14 protein-coding genes are annotated in these 18,411 nt (G+C 47.5%); 3 read left to right on the top strand and 11 right to left on the bottom strand.

The window, feature by feature from the left end; translation table 11 throughout:
* Window positions 1–209: 209 nt before the first annotated feature.
* Window positions 210–554, bottom strand: coding sequence for a hypothetical protein (locus tag AVZ68_RS17150; RefSeq protein ID WP_245628169.1), 345 nt, complete (start codon window positions 552–554; stop codon window positions 210–212).
* A 356-nt stretch (window positions 555–910) separates the two neighbouring features.
* Entirely contained in the window at window positions 911–1,057 is a 147-nt protein-coding gene (locus tag AVZ68_RS20350) for a hypothetical protein (protein WP_157404695.1), read from the bottom strand.
* A 266-nt stretch (window positions 1,058–1,323) separates the two neighbouring features.
* Between AVZ68_RS20350 and AVZ68_RS20000 the strand changes: the two genes are divergently transcribed.
* From AVZ68_RS20000 to AVZ68_RS17140, 3 genes are all read left to right on the top strand, one after another.
* On the top strand, window positions 1,324–1,491 hold the full coding sequence (locus tag AVZ68_RS20000) for an FbpB family small basic protein (RefSeq protein WP_082676755.1): 168 nt from the start codon (window positions 1,324–1,326) through the stop codon (window positions 1,489–1,491).
* A 170-nt stretch (window positions 1,492–1,661) separates the two neighbouring features.
* Window positions 1,662–3,005, top strand: a complete 1,344-nt coding sequence (locus AVZ68_RS17145) for a cytochrome ubiquinol oxidase subunit I (RefSeq protein ID WP_059105805.1) — start codon at window positions 1,662–1,664, stop codon at window positions 3,003–3,005.
* A 29-nt stretch (window positions 3,006–3,034) separates the two neighbouring features.
* Window positions 3,035–4,066, top strand: coding sequence for a cytochrome d ubiquinol oxidase subunit II (locus AVZ68_RS17140; protein ID WP_059105804.1), 1,032 nt, complete (start codon window positions 3,035–3,037; stop codon window positions 4,064–4,066).
* Between the two features lie 57 nt (window positions 4,067–4,123).
* Here the strand turns inward: AVZ68_RS17140 and AVZ68_RS17135 are convergent, their stop codons facing one another.
* The 9 genes from AVZ68_RS17135 to AVZ68_RS17090 all read right to left on the bottom strand — a co-directional run bounded on the left by AVZ68_RS17135 (window position 4,124) and on the right by AVZ68_RS17090 (window position 18,212).
* Complete coding sequence (locus tag AVZ68_RS17135) at window positions 4,124–5,887, bottom strand: M3 family oligoendopeptidase (RefSeq protein ID WP_059105803.1); 1,764 nt, start codon at window positions 5,885–5,887, stop codon at window positions 4,124–4,126.
* Between the two features lie 1,054 nt (window positions 5,888–6,941).
* Window positions 6,942–7,799 carry an amidohydrolase family protein gene (locus AVZ68_RS17125; protein WP_059105801.1) on the bottom strand — a complete coding sequence of 286 codons (858 nt, stop codon included), beginning with the start codon at window positions 7,797–7,799 and terminating at the stop codon, window positions 6,942–6,944.
* Window positions 7,796–10,870, bottom strand: a complete 3,075-nt coding sequence (locus AVZ68_RS17120; protein WP_059105800.1) for a GNAT family N-acetyltransferase — start codon at window positions 10,868–10,870, stop codon at window positions 7,796–7,798. Before AVZ68_RS17120 ends, AVZ68_RS17125 begins: the two co-directional genes overlap by 4 nt.
* A gap of 207 nt (window positions 10,871–11,077) precedes the next feature.
* The gene (locus tag AVZ68_RS17115) at window positions 11,078–12,538 is read right to left on the bottom strand and encodes a catalase (protein WP_059105799.1); all 1,461 of its coding nucleotides are present in this window, start codon (window positions 12,536–12,538) and stop codon (window positions 11,078–11,080) included.
* Window positions 12,539–12,832: 294 nt separating this feature from the next.
* Window positions 12,833–14,125 (bottom strand): lysine N(6)-hydroxylase/L-ornithine N(5)-oxygenase family protein, encoded by a 1,293-nt coding sequence (locus AVZ68_RS17110; protein ID WP_059105798.1) that lies wholly within the window; start codon window positions 14,123–14,125, stop codon window positions 12,833–12,835.
* Window positions 14,126–14,134: 9 nt separating this feature from the next.
* Window positions 14,135–15,496: an aldehyde dehydrogenase gene (locus tag AVZ68_RS17105; protein WP_059105797.1), complete on the bottom strand. Its 1,362-nt coding sequence runs from the start codon at window positions 15,494–15,496 to the stop codon at window positions 14,135–14,137.
* A 197-nt stretch (window positions 15,497–15,693) separates the two neighbouring features.
* Complete coding sequence (gene rnhA, locus AVZ68_RS17100) at window positions 15,694–16,320, bottom strand: ribonuclease H (protein WP_059105796.1); 627 nt, start codon at window positions 16,318–16,320, stop codon at window positions 15,694–15,696.
* Between the two features lie 129 nt (window positions 16,321–16,449).
* Window positions 16,450–17,235: a MerR family transcriptional regulator gene (locus tag AVZ68_RS17095; protein ID WP_059105795.1), complete on the bottom strand. Its 786-nt coding sequence runs from the start codon at window positions 17,233–17,235 to the stop codon at window positions 16,450–16,452.
* Between the two features lie 389 nt (window positions 17,236–17,624).
* A complete protein-coding gene (locus AVZ68_RS17090) occupies window positions 17,625–18,212 on the bottom strand; it encodes a CHRD domain-containing protein (protein ID WP_059105794.1) in 588 nt (195 codons plus the stop codon).
* Between the last annotated feature and the right edge of the window lie 199 nt (window positions 18,213–18,411).

Genomic DNA, 18,411 nt, shown 5'->3' with positions numbered 1-18,411 from the left:
TGTCTTTTGGAAACACCTCTTCATTCAAGTATGGTCGTACATGCTTGAACTGCTATCTCCTCGCTCAATGCAACCACCTCATTCATAATTGAATAAGCTGTAAGACGCACATTTCTTACCTATTGCTAACTGAACGACAGTGCCTGTAGGGAAGAACAATGACGTTTGTCATCGTCCTTACATTTAAGTATGAGCAGGTTCGTTGTCCCTTATTCATCGCCTCTCGAATTTTTTAACTGCTTCATTTCATCGGCAGTTTCCCTTGCCGTATTCAAAGCCTCTTCTGATGTCTCCTTAATATGTACCGCTGTTTTGGACAATTGCTTAATATCGCCGGAGATGTCCTGCCAAAGAGTGCTTACCTCTTGGCTTGCCTCTTTAATTTGTTCCACCATCTCTTCTCGGTTATCACGAACAAATACAAAGGCGTCCGCTACATTTCCTTTTAGTTCCTGTGCTTCCTCAAATACCCGCTGACGCCATTCCTTTTTTATAAGAACCGCTGCCAAAATAATCGAACCACCAATTAGCAAACGTTTTCGATTTCTTTTCACCTTTAACATCCTCCTTTTGTTATGTACGTCCCTTTTCATCATTGTAGCATTTTACCACGAAATCGAAAAATTATAAGCCAAAAAGCGGAAGCGGGTTGCTCAGAAGCGCGAATTTTGGAGACCCGATATAAGATATCCCGACCTTGGATTTCGTTATCGGGGCGAAAAATCTCGACGCTTCTACCCGCCGGAGCTAGACAAGAAAAGCGCAGGCGCCCTGCTCACGAGCGACAAGTTCTGGAAGAACGGCAGAATCAAGCCCGCTATTTGGCTTGATCTGGCGGTCTGAAGAGACCTCGAGCGAGTGGGCGCCGGAGCTAGGAAAAAGAAAAAGGCCTCCAAAGAGACCTTCCTTATTAATTATACGTTTGCATCAAGTATTCATCTGTTTCCAAAGGCTCGAACGCCGATTCTTTTTTCTCTTTCAGCGTCGAAATTTCAGCGGTTAGCCGATCCAACTTCTTTTGCATGGACAGCATCATCTTTTTCTCTTCTTGTGTCATTTTATCCCCTCCGTTCTAGGTTGTCTGAACAAACGCTCACTCATTCGTTACAGGACGCCAAATAAGAAAAAAGTTAATTTAGAAATATTCTATCAATGTCCGCTCGAGATGTAAAGATGTCTTTTTTATTGAAATCGCTTACACTTATATTATTTTTCGACACGGTTCTCGATTATCAAAAATTTGTAACAAATTTGTCATTGTATATTTCCTGCCACATGTTATACTATAATTAATAAAAATTCAGAAAAGGGGTTTTAATAAAAATGAGGAAAAACCATCTTGTGCGTCTTGATGACTTAATCGCTCAAAACCGTGACGAGTTATTGAATGACCCTGAAGCTTTAACAAAGATTGAAGATAAAATGGATGAGCGCACAATGAAGAAAAACGTTTCACAGAAAAGCAAATCTTTGAGAACGAACCACTATTAATGGTTCGTTTTTTTTGTGCTAAACCATGTTTTACAACCAAAGGATAGGAAAGACTTCGCTCTACCTTGGGAAGACACACGATCGTATGTCTTCCCTTTATCTGCATACAACCACTTCCTTTAGTACATAGTAAGGGCAACAATGTGTATGGAAAGTGAGGCCTTTCATCTATGGATAACGTCATGCTCTCTCGCATGCTATTTGGTTCCTCGATGGCATTTCATATTATTTTTGCTACATTAACTGTGGGTGTCTCTCTCATGATCTTCTTTGCTGAGGTTATGCGTACCATACGTAAAGATCATGATTATGCCATTCTTGCGAAGCGGTGGACGAAAGGACTGGCGATTTTACTTGGAGTCGCGATCCCCACAGGGACGATTGTTGCGATCATGCTCTCCCTTCTTTGGCCAGGTTTCATGGAAATTGTTGGCCAAGTCATTGCCCTTCCTTTTCAGATTGAGATTTTCGCTTTCTTTCTAGAATCTCTCTTTCTGGCCATTTACGTGTACGCGGCTGACCGACTCAGTCCACCCATGAGGCTCGTTAGTTCGTTTTTAATTGCGCTTGGTGCGGTTGCTTCTGCTGTTCTCATCACAAGTGCTCATGCCTGGATGAATACGCCGCGAGGGTTCGAAATGGCGAGTGATGGCACCATCTCGAATGTTAACCCTCTTGCCGCAGCTCTCTCTCCTAGCTTTTTTCCTTCATCTCTTCACGTCGTTAGCACCGCTTATATGGCAGGTACATTCGTTCTTATTGCTGTGGCCGCTTATAAACTAATGAATCCGAAGCTAACAGGGCGAGAGCGACAATACCACTACAAAGGAATGACGCTTATTCTGCCAATTGCTTTTCTTATGTCTATCTGGACAGCCTCCACCGGTCATGACACGACCGTCATGCTTTATGAGGAACTTCCTATAAAACTTGCGGCTGCTGAAGGGTTGTTTGAAACACAGACAAACGCCCCACTAACCATCTTTGGCACCCCGAGCCCAGAAGCAAATGGGGTCATTGGTGGTATCGAAATTCCAAACATGCTAAGCTGGCTTGCCACTTATGATTCCAGTTCGGTCATTCAAGGCTTAAATGATTTCCCTCAAGAGGAGTGGCCTCCACTCTTTGTCCATACGCTCTTTAACGTCATGGTCGCCATCGGTTTTTCTTTGCTAGGGGTTGCAGGTATTGGCCTTTTGCTATTATTTCTGCGACGCGGCTCCACTCACGTTTTCCCAAAATGGTTGCTTGTTTCGCTTGTGGCGGCAGGCCCCCTTGCGATTGTGGGAATCGAAACGGGGTGGATTTTCAGCTGCACCGGGAGGCAGCCGTGGACCATTTTCCAAGTGCAAACAACGGCAGAAGCAGCAACCACGTCGGGGAATCTAGGGATGATTTTTTTCTTCTTCGTTATGCTGTACTTGCTCTTAGCCGTGTTGACTGGCTTCGTGCTGTACTTTTACTTTAAACGCAACCCGCTCAAGCAAGACATCTCTGTGTACGAATCGGTTTAATACACTTTACAACGGAAAGGAAGATTGCTTTGGAACCTGTTTATATCGCCGTACTCATTTTGTGGCTGTTTCTGTTCATCTACGCCATTGCTGGATCGATTGATTTTGGCACGGGGTTTTGGGCGATGTATTATCAACGCAAAGCCAACGAGGAGGCAGAGACGATTGCCAATAATTATCTTTCCCCTGCCTGGAAGGTCACCAATGTTTTTCTTGTTCTCCTTGTGGTCTCCTTTGTCGGCTTTTTTCCAGGCGCTGCGCCCACGCTGGGGACGCTTATGATCGTTCCCTTCTGCCTGGTTTTGTTGCTGCTTACCATTCGCAGCGCTTTTATGGTGTACGCTTACAGTACAGAGAAGTATTCGCGGCTTCTCACGCTCGTCTCCGGCATAAGCGGCTTGCTCATTCCGGCAATTCTCGTCAGTATTCTCCCCGCGGCGATCGGTGGCTTTTTTGCCTATGCAGGCGAGCAACAGTACATCTTGATTAATAGGCTGTTCAGCAGTCCAACCTTTTACACGCACGTCGCGTTCGGCCTCGTCACAGAGCTTTTTTTATCCTCGCTGTTTCTAAGCGATTACGCGAGAGAAGGCGGTCATCTTAAAACATACCGAACGTACCGGAAGAACGCGATTTTTCTCGGGCCGCTTACGCTCGTATTCGCGGTGGCTACGATTTTTACCTTGATTCCGGAAGCACGCTGGATGTTTAACAACTTTTTAGATCTTTGGTGGCTCTACACGCTTTCCCTATTTGCCTTTGCGATCGGCTATAGTGCGCTTTGGTGGCCTTCGAAAAAAGCGGGGAGAGGGCAATCACGCGTTGCGTTCCTCTTAATTGTTCTTCAATTCGGAATTGCGAGCATCGCCTACGGGGCGGCGCTCATGCCGTACTTTTTGTATCCGGATCTTACCGTCTTCGATGCCTTTACGAACGAGGTGATGTTTCAATCGCTCCTTGTCGGCTATATCATTGGGATGGCGATCCTCATCCCTGCGTTTGTCTGGTTCTGGCGCCTTTTTCTTAAGGATAAGAGCTATTTGACGGGCGAGGGAGATTAAAACTCACGTTAATCGATGAACGCGGCAAAGCCCTCGATCTCTCGAGGGCTTTGCGTCTTATTTCTTCACGAATTCCTCAGCATCGCCAAGCACCACATCAATCGCTTCCTGCCAAAAATCGGGCTTCGTTAAGTCCACATCCAAATGCTTCATCGCGAGTGCTTCAGCCGTCATACTGCCGCTATCTTCAAGCAAGGCAATGTAGGCTTCCTCAAACGACTGCTCGGATTTAAGCGCGCGCCCGTAGATGCCGAGGCTGAACAAGTAGCCAAAGGTATACGGAAAGTTATAAAACGGCTGTCCGGTGATGTGGAAATGCAGCTTCGATGCCCAGAAGTTCGGGTCGTACGAAGCAATTTTTTCTTCGTAGGCTTCTCGCTGCGCTTCCTCCATCAACTCATTTAAGCGCTCTTGGGGCACCATACCATTCTTACGCTCCTCATAGAAGCGCGTTTCAAATAAAAAGCGGGCATGGATGTTCATAAAGAACGCAAGCGAACGAGAAAGCTTGTTTTCAAGCAACATCGTCTTCATGCTGTTTGAATCGGCTTCTTCTACAAGGGCATCGGCGACAATCATCTCCGCAAAAGTGGAAGCCGTCTCGGCGATGCTCATCGGGTACTGCTTCTGCGACTGGACGTTTTGGTCTTTTAAGCACCAGCTATGATACGCATGTCCGAGCTCATGAGCAAGCGTCGCTACATTGGACATAGACCCGTCATAAGTCATGAAAATGCGCGATTCACCCGCAAGTGGGAAGTTTGTGCAAAAGCCGCCTGGACGTTTGCCTGGACGGTTTTCCGCCTCTACCCAACCGTCGCGCAAGGCCATTTCTGCAAAGTCCGCCATTTTCGGGCTAAACTTTTTGAAATGTGTAATGATCAATTCGCACGCTTCCTCATAAGGCACCGTGCTCCTCTCTCCGTCTTTCACTGGAAGGGGGGCGGCAACATCAAAGAAATCAAGAGTGTCCAGCCCAAATAGTTCCGCTTTTTTCTCCATATACGGCATTAGCTTCGGCTTGTTCTTTGTAATCGTTTCCCACATCGTATTCAATGTCGCCTCGGTGATCAAGTTCGAGTCAAGCGGCTCCTTTAAAACATTTTCCCAGCCCCTTGCTTCGTACAACTTCAATCGAAACCCTGCTAAATGATTGAGCGTCTGCGCAAAGAGAGGTCCCTCCGAGCTCCACGCCGCTTTTGATGCTTCGAAGGCCCGCTTACGTACATCGCGTTCCGTACTTGAGAGTCGGTTGTGCAGCTGCCCTGCGGATAACCGCTTGGTTTCGCCGTCCTCTTCAAATGGAATTTCCATTCGCCCGACCGCTTCGTTATACACGGTGCCCCAGGCGTGGTATCCATCTTTGGCGAGAGCGGTTGCCAAATTTTCCTTCTCCACATCGAGCTTATCCTGAGCCCTGCTTCTCGACGTCTCCAGCATAAACGCAGACGGCTTAAGCTCCTCCGTCTCAAGCAGCGCTTGGAATTCCTCATCACTTAGCTGGCGGAGCTTGTCCTCAAGCGAAAGTTGAAGCACCTGCGCCTGGACGCTTTGTTCCTGAATTCTTTCATTAAGTAGCGCCGCCTGTTTGTCTTTCACATTCTGGGCCACAAGGCAGGAAACAAAAGCTCCCGCATGACGCTGGCGCGCACGCAGTGTCTCTAGCACCGGCACAAGCGCCTGAACGCTTAATCCCGATTGATCTCGTTCGATCCATTTTTGTATGTACGCATCCGTTTCTCCTAAAAATTGCTTGAATTCACTAGATTCACTTCCCCCACGAAAGAGCGCGTCTAAATCCCATCTCATTGGATAACTCATCCATCTACCTCCTGCCGTTTATTTCGAAATCCGTAACACTTTTGATTGTATCAAAGATTAGTCAATTGTGCACGAATTCTTATTTTAAAAACAGCCAGGGTATTCAGATTCCGTACAGCAAGCTGGAAAAAATCAGCGCGACGGTTGCCAGTCCCATAGCGATTAGTACCTTTTCCTGTGCTTGATAGCTCTTCCATTTTTGCTTCATAGAGATAAACATCCGCCTCAGCTCCTTTTACCTCCAGCTTATGAGCAAAAACAAGAAATAGACCACACTCCGCAAAATCGTGCGGCCCTCCTAAAGTGCCTCCAGATTCGCAACACAGACTACGAAAGAGCCTCAACTGCACTAGAACATACAAGAATGACCATCATGCTCTGACTAATTGGAGTAACATGGCGTTCAATACAGTAAGCGGCTTTTACATTAACGGTAACCAAAAAGATGACCATCTACTCTTTGAAGAGTAAAAATGGTCATCTTTTTTCATATGTTATAATATAACTCAACTTTCGGAGTTGAGAGTCGAACCCTTATTAGGCTGGTCTTTTCTATAAAAGCGGCCTGTCAACATCGGAGAAGTACAGAAACTCATTCGTGTCGGAATGAAGCTCGCCCCCCCTGCCGAGAAGAGCTGCACGTATTCTCTTAGGTCTGTAGATGAGGGGCACTTTTTTTGTCCGAAAGATGAATAATATAAGATGAAAATAATGCATCTAGGGAGGAGTTAACTATGACTACTGGTAGAAAGGGCATTCTTATTTTTTCAATAATTGTTTATTACTTTTGCTTTGGAGCAGGATTTTTGTTTCTTATAATCAATAATAACGCTTTGCAAGAATACAATGTAAGTCCTGGGCTCATACCATTTATAACCTTCTTTAGTCTTTTTGCCGCTATTTTTTTTACTTTTAGATACAAAAAACTTGTTAACCGCTATGACAATAATGAATAATTTTATAGTCAAAAGAGATAGGTGCATGACCGCGGGTACACGAAAAAAAGGCCGCAAGAAGCGGCCAACTCCAATAAATCATCATCCATCAACAGAGCCTATTTCATCAACCCCTCAAGTTTCGGAAACACACGAAGCGCTGTTTCATAGAAGAATTTCTCGTGATAGCGCTCCGGGATAATGCCAGCCAGCCACTCCATGTACGGGCGAACTTGCACAAGCGGCCAGTCCGTCCCGAACATATAGCGATCATAGCTATCTCCAAACACAAGCGCGTGCCTAAAATGGTCAAAGTACGGGTTGCTTGTGTCCATGTGAGGTTCCACACGATTTCTTGTACCGACGATCAACCCTGATAGATCCGCAAACACATTGTGGTTCTTATACATGACTTCTGCCGCCGTCAGGCACCAGGGGTCCCCAAGGTGAGCCATCACAAAGCGCACGTTTCGATGCTTGACTGCCACCTCGTCAATCGTCAGTGGGTGCGCGTATTTAATTAGCGCGTCGGCCGAGTACGTGTCCCCTGTATGAAAAACGACGGGCACATCATGCTTCTCGGCCAGCTCATAGACCAGTGTGTAGATGGAGTCGTAGGCGTAATATGGATAGTAGCCTAAGTAGATTTTAACCCCGACCACCGTTGGATCTTCTAGCTTTGCGTCAAGCCTCTCGAGCTCAGAAGCTGTGAGCGCAAACGGATTGATGCCGATGCAAACGCCGATTTGTGACGGGCGGTTTTTCAAATTAAGCCCCATAAGCGCTGGCGCTTCCTCATCAGGAAACGCACCTACGCGGCTCTCTTCCAAGCCCATACCAACAGCGGCAACGACGCCCAACTGTTCATATTCAGCGAGCAACCCTCCCTCATTGTATTCAACATCCGCCAATTTATGGGCCGTCTCAACAAACGTCTGGATGCTTGAGAAATGCACATGCGCATCAATGATCTTCAAAAAATGTCTCCCTCCTTTAGGTCCACGTTTTGAGTCCATGTCCAGCCTTCACTGCTCGGAAGCTGGTCCGTCCAAACAAACGCCTGTGTTCCCGTTTGAATGGAGGGGACATCGGGCCTCTTCTCTAGGCGTTCCTGATTCATATACGTGAACACTTCTTTGTTTTCATAGAACTCCCGCTTTTTTGCAGCGGTTTGCGGCACGACGACAAGCGACTCGCCACTCCTTTCCTCCTGTAACCGAACGACCTCAGCTAACTCTCTTCCGGCAAGCGAAAAATGCCCAGCGCTCGGCGTGAAGAACTGCTCATCGTTCTCTGTTGCATAGACGCGCAGTGCTTCCTGCTTGTTGAAAAAAGCGCCTGTGAGTAGGTTTTGCTCGTGTAAAAGCACCCCTGTCTGCTTGAATACAGTTGTATGCAAAAGGACGCTTGACTTTGGCAGCGTAACAAAAAATTGTTCAAGAACCGCGCCTTCCCAGTCGCTGTGCTCCAATTTAATCGTCAGCTTGAGACCCGTCCATGTTTGCTGCCACTGATCGTTCATTGTGACAAATTCCGTGCGCCGCTTTTGTTTCTGAACACTTAACAAGTTGAGGCCTCCAGGAATCGTCATGATCCCACCCCCCCACGGGTTCCACCAGCTTTTCGGACCTGCTTTTGGAAACGCATGGTCCAGCCATTCCCGCTCTCTCGTTTTCAACGAGTAAATCGCAGGCGAGAATTCATTCGCAGCCTTAAACGTGAGAATGCCATTCGAGACTTCATGGACTTCTAGCCCCTCCTCTTCGTTCGTCTGGCAGCGAACCGTTTCGTTGCCGTGAGCAATTGCCTGAAGGGAATAGTTTTTTTGAAAGGTCGCTCCTTCGTACTTGATTGTCAAGGCGCTCGTCTTCCCTTTTGGTGGATACATATCTGTCAGCAAAATCGAATCTGGCCCATGGATGTCAAACGAGCGGATGCTCCGCTTCTCCCCATCGATATCAAGATGAACCTGCGCTGTGTCCGCCTGTTTTTTTCCTACGTCCAGTCTCCAAGATCCTTCCTCCCCGTGTGCAAAAAATCCATGCTGTTCATGAACAACCTCGGTGAACGCCCGTTTTTCTCTGAAAGAACCCATATGCTCTGTGAATGCATCTGCGGTTTGAAAGACATCGCTCTGCAGTGAAATCGGACACGTCTCAAACGAATCATTTGGCTTGAGGCTCGGGATGGCTTGCTGAAAAGCGAGAGCATGTTCCACCAGCAACCACTTTAACGACTTTGTTGTTGAGACGGCAAGGGAGTGTTTCTCCCAAGAGAAATACATCCACGTATCATTCATATCGGCAAGTGGCAAATCGTCAAGCTCCACCTCTTCAATGCCGCCTGCATACAGATGCTTCGAAAATGCAGGCATCAGCAACTGATCAACGTCGAGACGCATCCCTAACGTGACATATCCAACATCAAGCATATCCGTGGAAAGATTTTTGATTTTTGCCGAGCAGCAAAGCGTTTTGTTTCGGTTCCAATCATAGATGACACTCAGTGACCCCGCACCATCCTGAATCTCATAATCTAGCGTGAGCTCAATCCCAGTACATGTTTTTCGAAAGGAATAACCAGACCAGCCTTTGCTTGCAAGCTCGTGGTTGAGTGGTTCTCCAAACACAGGGTAGGCGTGGAACCATGGCTTCGCCTCCTCCGTTTGTGCATTCATTTGTCGTGCGAACCCTGTCTCTTTATCAAAAACCAGCGTCTCCCAGCCATTGATGAGGTAGAGGCTTCCCTCTCTCTCGTAACTTGTGATTAGGTGCTCATCCGGTACCACAAGCATGTGCGGATCACTATATAGAAAGCGCTCCCCGTCCCCGGCAATATCTAGCTCTAAAGCGAGTTGTTCGATCCCAGCCACAACTTCTTTCACTGGCAGTGGAAGCGTTTGTTTCTCACCTGTTGCAAGAGAACAAGTGACAGACTTGGTTTCCGGCCGAAATAAACGGGCAGACGATATTGATAGCGTTAGCGTTATCTCCTCTTTTAACTCGTTTTTCACCTCAAAGAAGACCTCACCGCCACGCTCGTCTACAAGCTGCCTTGGCTTTACAATCAACGGCTTGACTGCCACCGGCTTTTTTATCGTGTAGCCACATCCTAAGGCACAAGGCTTGCCGTCAACGGTTAGCTGTAAATCAAAGCTTGGATGGGTTTTCCAGCGCGACTGATGGCCTCCATTCTCTTCGTTAACGGAGAAAGGAATGGTAATCTCAGCCTCTCCCTCTACGTTGTGCTCAATGGTTGTCGTTGTATGTAGGGATGAGGGAGGCAGAGCCTCTCCTTTAATATGAAGTGGTTTATTGGTTTTATTGATCACGCGAAGCGTCGCCTCGTATTCCTTTGCCACAAAGAGAACATGCGCGGGCAGCGTCCACTCTAGTTTAAATTGCTCGGTTTCGAGAGCACAGAGCGTTCGACTGCTATGCTCCACGGTTGCGCTGACATTTCCTTTGTCCGTTTCAAAATGGTAGGTAAACGTGGTGAACCCACTTTGTGTTTCTCCATCTGGCTCTAGCTTAACCTCTCGCTTCAGTGTGTGGTACCAGTTTTCATTGGTTACATACGTAGATAGAATGCCGTGACGTAGAAGCAAAGGAATGAAATTCATTAAATGCGTGCGGTCCTCCCTGTCTTCCCAAAAAAACCCACAACGCTTGTAGAGAGGTACTGCCTGTGTGTTTCCCGGCCATGTATATAAATCCACGCGTGGCCAGCCCGCCTCCACCGTTCGCTGAACTGCTTCGAGTACAAGCCGCTTGCCAATCCCTTTCCCAATGTACTCAGGATGGACATTTAATAGGGGAATATAAAGAGCCCCTGTGTCCTGCTTATACGTAGCCAACCCACAATAGCCTACGACCTTCTTATCCTCCATCGCCAGCATCGTCACAAGATTGCCACTCGTCTGCTCCTTAACTGCTCGATCTCGAGCCGTCTCAAACTCATGACCGCCACCAAAATTGCCACGACTCTCGTTCCACATATCCGCAACCGCCTGAGCATGATCGCGTGTATACTCGACAATAGTAACCATTCAACTCCTCCTCACTGTGCTCATTGTACCTAGTAGTCTATCAGCTCCGCAATAGGTAGCCTAGCGGTTTCTCTTACTTTGTGGCGTGCTTTTGCGTTAAAGGTGACGGACGCTCATAGCCGGGGTATTTTGTTCTCTTTCGAATCGGGCCCCGTACTAAAAAACCGATGCGGAGGTTTCCTCCACACCGGTGATCTAGTCAATTATTTAGCTTTGCTTGGCGGCTTCTACATACTCAGAGATATCTACATTGAGCTCATCAGCAAGACGCTGACCGAGGGTTTCGTCCGCACGATAAAAGTTGCATACGGCGCGGAGAACCGTCTCATGCGTGACGTCGGAAAGATCGGCGACTAGGTTTTTCACTAGCGTGTCCTGGACCTCTTTCGTATAGCTTCGGTAGATTCTTCCCGCTTGACCGAAGTGGTCCGTTTTCTCAATCGCCTGACGACCTGTTGGCCCCGTAACAGGAGCACGGTAGTCCTCGTGGATCGTATCTTCCTTCGGCGTCTCCTCATAGCGGTTTGGCTCGTAATTGATTTGATTGGTTTGCTGTCCAACCGGCATGACACCATCGCGTGTGTTATTCGCTTTTTGCGCGAATGGGCAGTTGATGGGAAGATCAAGGTAGTTGGCTCCTACACGATAGCGCTGCGTATCCGAGTAAGAGAAGATTCGTCCTTGAAGCATTTTGTCTTCCGATGCTTCAAAACCAGGTACAAGATTCCCTGGATTAAAGCCAACTTGCTCTGTTTCAGCAAAGACATTGTCCGGGTTACGGTTCAGCGTCATTGTCCCAACCAGCTGCATTGGAATGTCTTCTTCTAACCAATCCTTGGTTGCATCAAGCGGGTGGAAATCAAAGCTATCCAAATCCGCAGGGTCAAGAACTTGAACGTAGAGATCCCACTCTGGGTAGTCTCCGTCCTCAATGGCTTGATACAAATCATTCGTCGCATGGTTGAAATCTTTCCCTTGGATCTCTTCTGCTTCTTCCATGGAAAGGTTGCGCATTCCTTGTTTCGGTAGCCACTTCAATTTGATATACACCATATTTCCATGCTCATTCACCCATTTAAAGGCATGCACGCTTGACCCTCGCATTTCGCGGTACGAAGCCGGGATGCCTTCATCGGTAAATAAGTGAATCATCATGTTTGTCGTTTCAGGGGAAAGAGACATGAAATCCCAGTAACGATCCGGGCTTTGCACGTTTGTACGTGGGTCCGGTTTTAAAGAGTGAATCACGTCAGGGAACTTAATCGCGTCACGAATAAAGAAGATCGGCAGTGTATTGCCAACAAAATCATAGTTTCCTTCCTCCGTATAGAACTTTACAGAGAATCCGCGGGGATCGCGCAGTGTTTCCGGAGACGTTCCGCCGTGAATAACCGTTGAAAAACGTACAAACAATGGAGTTTCTTTGCCGTCTTCAGCGAGAAAGGCCGCTTTTGTGAATCGCTTCATGTTGTTTTTGACTTTAAATACACCGTACGCCCCTGCGCCGCGTGCGTGAACCACTCGCTCTGGAATGCGTTCACGGTCAAAGTGAGCAAGTTTTTCGACAAGATGATAGTCTTCAAGTAGTGTAGGACCATGTTGACCAGCCGTACGTGAATTCTGGTTATCGTAAATCGGGTGCCCTTGGTTGTCTGTAAGCTTTTTCATCTCAATTGCTCCTCCCTATGTACTGTATCTTTGATTCACGCTCTTTCAAAACTATTTATAATAGACAAATAGAAAGAGTGATTACTTATTTGTAATCATTATCGTAAATTCATTGTATAAAAGAGTAGGACGAAAGTCAATACTAATTATAACAATTTTAATGTAGAATTACGTCTAAATTTCGTCCTTTCCCGCGATGAAGAGGAACTACGAAGGGAAATGCCTGCATCTCTTCTCACTTTCAGCACTAAATGACAACCCCCCTCGACTGATTTAATCGAGGGAGAGAGGCATCTATTCTGCAGAAAACTGCTGAAAGACGCCACTTTTCTTCGTTTCATACACATTCTCTCCAGCTAGCTCATTGACAATGCGCATATTGCGCTGAACAGAAAGCGCTAAATTCGTCGCACTGGTGCCGTGGCTGTGGTCAAGATTGGTAAGTGAATAAACCTGACCCGCTCGTTTCTTTTTAAAAACAAGGGCGGCATTCCGGTTAACGGCGAATTCTTTTTCTGACTCCATCACAAGCTCGCTTTCCATTGCCTGAAGCCATTTGGGGACATTCGGTTTGTACCCTGTAGAAAAAATCACCTTTTCGCTTTTGTGGACAAACGCCCTCTCTTCTTGCCATTGCCAGCAGTCCAGCTCATACGTTCCCTCTCCTGCTTTCTTTACCCCATTGACCTCCACCAAGGCCTGTATTCGCACAGCCGCTTTTGTCTGATGAACCGTCTGATGATAGAGGCGGTCGTAAATTTTATGAAGCGTCTTTTGCTGCACGCCGTTTCTTAGGCTCCCAAGCAATGGCAATGCGTCTTGTCGTGTGTCATAAGGAAGTTTATGAAAATAATCGACGTACTCCGGTGAAAACACCTCCTGGCCAAGCTTCGATTCTTCCAACTGAAAGAAACCGGGCGATCGTGTGAACCACGACAGCTTATAGCCATGCTCGGGCTGGTCTGTAAGAAGAGTGTAGAAAATTTCCGCCGCGCTTTGACCAGAGCCCACCACTGTTACCGCGTTTGCCTGCTTGATTTCTTCCTGATGAAAGGCGTATGTACTGGAGTGAATGACATCATCATTTACGACTTCTTCAACCCCAGGTGGCACGAGCGGTGTATTTCCCGTTCCGACAACGAGGTGCTTCGCGTAGAATATCTCTCCTTCGCTAGAGTCAGGGTAATGAACCGTCAATTTATAGCGCCCTTCTTCTTCCACATAAATGGCATTGGTTACTCTGCGGCCAAAATGACAGCTCCCCACTTGATTTGCGACCCATTGACAGTAAGCATTGTACTCCCTTCGTGGGATATCAAACCGATTGAAAAAATAAAAGGGCAACATCCGCCCATTTTCATGAATATAGTTTAAAAACGTGTACCGGCTTTGGGGGTTAGCCATCGTCACCAGATCGGCGAGAAACGGAACTTGCAAATCCGTTCCTTCCAGAAGCATCCCTGGGTGCCACTCAAAGGACGTATTCTCATCAAAGAAAGCAGCGCTTAACTCGGTGCGCTCCTCAAGTAAGGCGGCGAGCCCTAAATTAAAGGGCCCGATGCCGATGCCAATTACATCATATGTCATAGCGTCCTCCTATTTAAACAACTTGCGAATCAATTTGTAGCTAAGTGTTCCCAGGCTGTAGCGGATGGGAAAATCAAACTTGGTCGTCTGCTTCAGCAACCCTTTCTGGTGAGAAAACGTCCGGAAGCTCTCGTAGCCGTGATACGCACCGGTACCACTTGCCCCCTTCCCACCAAACGGCAAGTGCGGATTGGCCACATGCATCAGCGTGTCATTGATACACCCTCCGCCAAAGGAGAGCTGCTCCGTGAAGAGCTGCTGCACACGTTCGTCTTCCGAAAAAACATAGAGAGCGAGCGGGTTTGGTAGCGACCGCACCCGGGCAAGCACCTCACTTGCCTCCTTATACGTAAAAATCGGCAAGATCGGACCAAAGATTTCCTCCTGCATTACCGGGGCTTCCCAACTCACATTCGTTAAGATTGTCGGTGCAATCAGTCGATCTTCAGGGCTGAACTGGCCGCCAAGCACAACCTCCCCATCATTCAAAAAGTTCTTTACACGTTTATAGTGTCGGTCATTCACGATCTGGGTATACTTTCCTTTTTTTGTTTTTTCCGCAAAGAGCTCGTGTGCTTGATCTCTTAGCTTCTCCACAAACTCGTGGTAGACCGCCTCGTGAACAAGTACATAATCCGGGGCAATGCACGTCTGGCCTGCATTTGTGAATTTCCCCCAAGCAATTCGTTTTGCCGCCAGCTCAAGTTTGGCACTCTTATCAACGATCGCCGGGCTCTTTCCGCCAAGCTCAAGCGTGTGTGGCGTCAGATGCTTCGCCGCCTTCTCCATGACCTTTTTTCCCACGGCGACGCTGCCCGTAAAAAAAATGTAGTCAAACGGCTCTTCAAGAAGGGCTTCTGCGGTCTTCGCGTCCCCTTCGACCACCGCAACCACTTCTTTCGCAAATGTTGCTCGAACCGCAGCCGCAATCGCACTTGACGTGTGCGGCGTTAGCTCCGAAGGCTTAATGACAGCACAGTTCCCCGCCGCGAGCGCTCCTACAAGCGGTGAGAAGGTAAGCTGGATCGGATAGTTCCATGGGGCAATAATCAGAACACTGCCGTAAGGTTCATGATGAACCCAGCTTTTTGAGCCTGCATGGGAAGGCGGGTTCTTCACCTTCATTGGCCGCATCCAGTTCTCAAGAGAATCGAGCGCGTGCGTAATTTCCTGGTAGACAGAACCAAGCTCCATCAGGAAGGCTTCTTCCTCCTGCTTGTTTAAGTCTTTTTTTACTGCTTTTAACAGCTCGCCTTCATGTCGTTTCAACATTGTTCGCAACCTCTCAAGCTGTTGTTTACGAAACGACAAGGGCTTTGTTGCTCCTGAAAAGAGATAATCTTGCTGGGCAACTCGAAGCGAATCAACCATCGTGCTCCTCCCTTTCTACCGTACGAAATGTCTTCCTTAGAGACTTATACCCTGAATTGGGTCTGGCCAACCCTTTGGGGCAGAATTCATCACCCACTCGTTGAACGCCGGGAGCTTGGAAGAAATAGAGAGACTAGCTTAGGCCACTTTCTGCCAAAAGTGCTCGTTTCCTGCACGTCTACGACAATCACCAGAAGCTACCCTTTCCTCCCGTAATCAGCCTTAATCTCGCCCCACAGTTCCGTTTCCCATTTCAACACCGGATTGTGATTAGGGTTGTCTTTTAGCCATGCTTCTGCTTGCTTCACAAGCGACCAGATTTCTTCGGTTTGCGCATTGCGAATAAGTGTAGAGTTGGCTTTCTTCTTCTTAACCCAACCGATCGCCGTTTTCGAATCGGAATAGACGGGGCGCTCGCTTCCATGCTGTTTTAAGTAAGCTAAGCCATGGACAATCGCCAGAAACTCCCCCATATTATTTGTGCCCATCTCAATCGGTTCCCGCGAAAAAATGACGTCCCCCGATTTCGTGTCGACGCCTTTATATTCAACTTTACCCGGGTTGCCATGACTGCCAACATCGACGCTTATGCTGTCCCATATCACGTCCGTCGCTGACGGCGATCCCGTTTTTTCCGGCGGTTTTGTAGACGTGCGTGTACGTGTCTTTCCTCCTTTGAGAGCCGCCTCTGCTTCTCCCTTTGTCGCAAACGACTTAAAGGCGGCCCCCGGAAAACCCTTCACTTGCGCCTCACACTCCGCCCAGGTGGAAAAAATTCCGGTCTTGCGTCCTTTCCAGACAACATAGAACTTCTTTTTGGCCATGCGATGGACATCCTTTCACGCTAATTCTAGATTTATATATGCGTTGTTACTATACCACACATCTTGTGAAAGGCGGTCTGGTGTACTTCGATCATCACAGCAAAAAAGTGTTAAGCCCTTATCGATGGCTTAACACTCTCTAGGTTTCTTGCTTTCACTTTTCCCTAAATAAATCAAAATCGCGTCGCGCAAGAATGCTGTACCCCCTCTCGCGACGTTGTCATAGTAGCTAGTAAACCGCTCATCTGCGACGTACATTTCCGCAATTCCGGCGTGGGCGTCTTTCGAGTAGCTGGACCAAGAATACAGGAGCCACTGCTTATGCACCTCAGCTGCTTTCTGTCCCAGTGAAGAGGCTGGATCTCCCGTCTCATACGCTTGTTCAAGCAAGGTGAACAGTTCCTTCTCAAGAGCTTTCATCGCCGCATACTCGTCTTCAGACATGCCTTTTAGCTTCATATTGGCGTTGTCTATCGTCTCGTCCCCGTACTTCTCACGGATTTCGTTCCCGTATTTTGCTTCATTTTCACTGATCAGCCCTTCTTTGAAGCCTGCAAACTTTTCGTTGTCCGTCATGTGTTGACCTCCTTCCTTGGTGGCCATCGTCTTTTCAACGATTGCAATCAACTGGTCGAGGCGTGTTCGCTTTTCGATCAGCTTCTGGTAGTGCTTCTTCAAGGCTGCTTGTTCATCAAAGGAAGGCTTGTTCACGATGGAGCGAATCGTTTCTAAGCTCACGTCCAATTCACGATAGAACAAAATTTGCTGAAGAAGGTTGACTTGCTGCTGCCCATAGATGCGATAGCCAGAAGCATTGATTCTTGCTGGCTTAAGGAGCCCGATTTCATCATAGTAGCGAAGTGTTCGTGCACTCACACCCGCTAGCCCAGCCAGTTTTTTAACAGTGTATTCCAACTCTACTCCCTCCCCTTTGAGCATAAACCTTAACGTTACGTGAAGGTCAATCACTTTTAGCCCAAAGATTGAGACTTTTCACCTCAAGTTTGTCGACTTTTTCGCCTTGTTTCAGATCAATTCTGTCAACTAAAGCAACCGAACAAACACCACGCCTCCATACGAGAGCTGGGAGTGGGGTTCAAGCTGATTCCCTGCTGCTATTTATCAGCCCTCGCTATTATACGCGGGGAACACTCTATTATCATCTAAATCCGCTCCAGCTTCCATCTTTGCATCATTAACCGCCAATGGACCTATCAGGGATGAATCCAAGAATGTTTTTCAATACAAAAAAGCCGGAAATCCCTGCGCTTAGGAATTTCCGGCATGACTCAATGCCGTCTGTTTTAGTTAAAAAGAAATGATGTGAAGCTGGTCCATAAGTTTGTAAACCAACCTTCATTGCTGGCGCCACCCAAGCCTGTTTGTGGCATTTCATCCGGCATCATCGCCGCTTCCTCCGCATTTTCATCTAATTGTCCGCGAATTTCACCATCTGGAAATTGCTCTGTGTGGAGGTTCGCATAGACTTCGCCAGCTACGAGTGCCATCGAAAATTCTTCCCAGCTTAAATCTCCTACCAGATCCTCTTCTGTCAATGTACCGGTGGCTACTTCGCCGTTATAATCCATCGCTTCCTCGTTTTCAAAGAGGAACAATTCTACCGGTCCGTCTTCCCCTATAGCTCCGCTATGCAAATGTCCAGCCACTGCGTTCTCCAAATTCTCGGCATGAATCGAATAGTCGAGTGATTCACCGTCTTCACTCACTTCGAAATGGGCCTCTCCAGTGGCGTAGCTTTCTACGTCCATGGTTTCTTGCTCAGGAGTCAATTCAACCCAAAACTCTCGCTCTTCGTGATCGGCAGAGGCTGTTCCTGCAAAGGCCGTTAAAGCAAGCGCAGCAGCCAGCGGTGCAACAAAAAATTTCTTCATATAAACAATCTCCTCCCTTAAGATCGGGACCCATACCCATAAGAATGTTGGGAGGTGTCCCTTACACAGGAATGATTTTTTTCCTGTTACTAAGGGTACGTCCAAAGAATCAAAATGGATCAGCCTATTTAAAAAAATTCTTAAATACTTTTGACAACTCCCACGCCTAAAGGCGCAAGCGTGATCCCTCTCGGTCTTC

The organism is Shouchella shacheensis, assembly GCF_001484965.1.
Taxonomy (GTDB): Bacteria; Bacillota; Bacilli; order Bacillales; family Bacillaceae_D; genus Shouchella; species Shouchella shacheensis.
The sequence above is the reverse complement of the archived record's forward strand: the minus strand, read 5'-3'. Positions and strand labels throughout refer to the sequence as shown.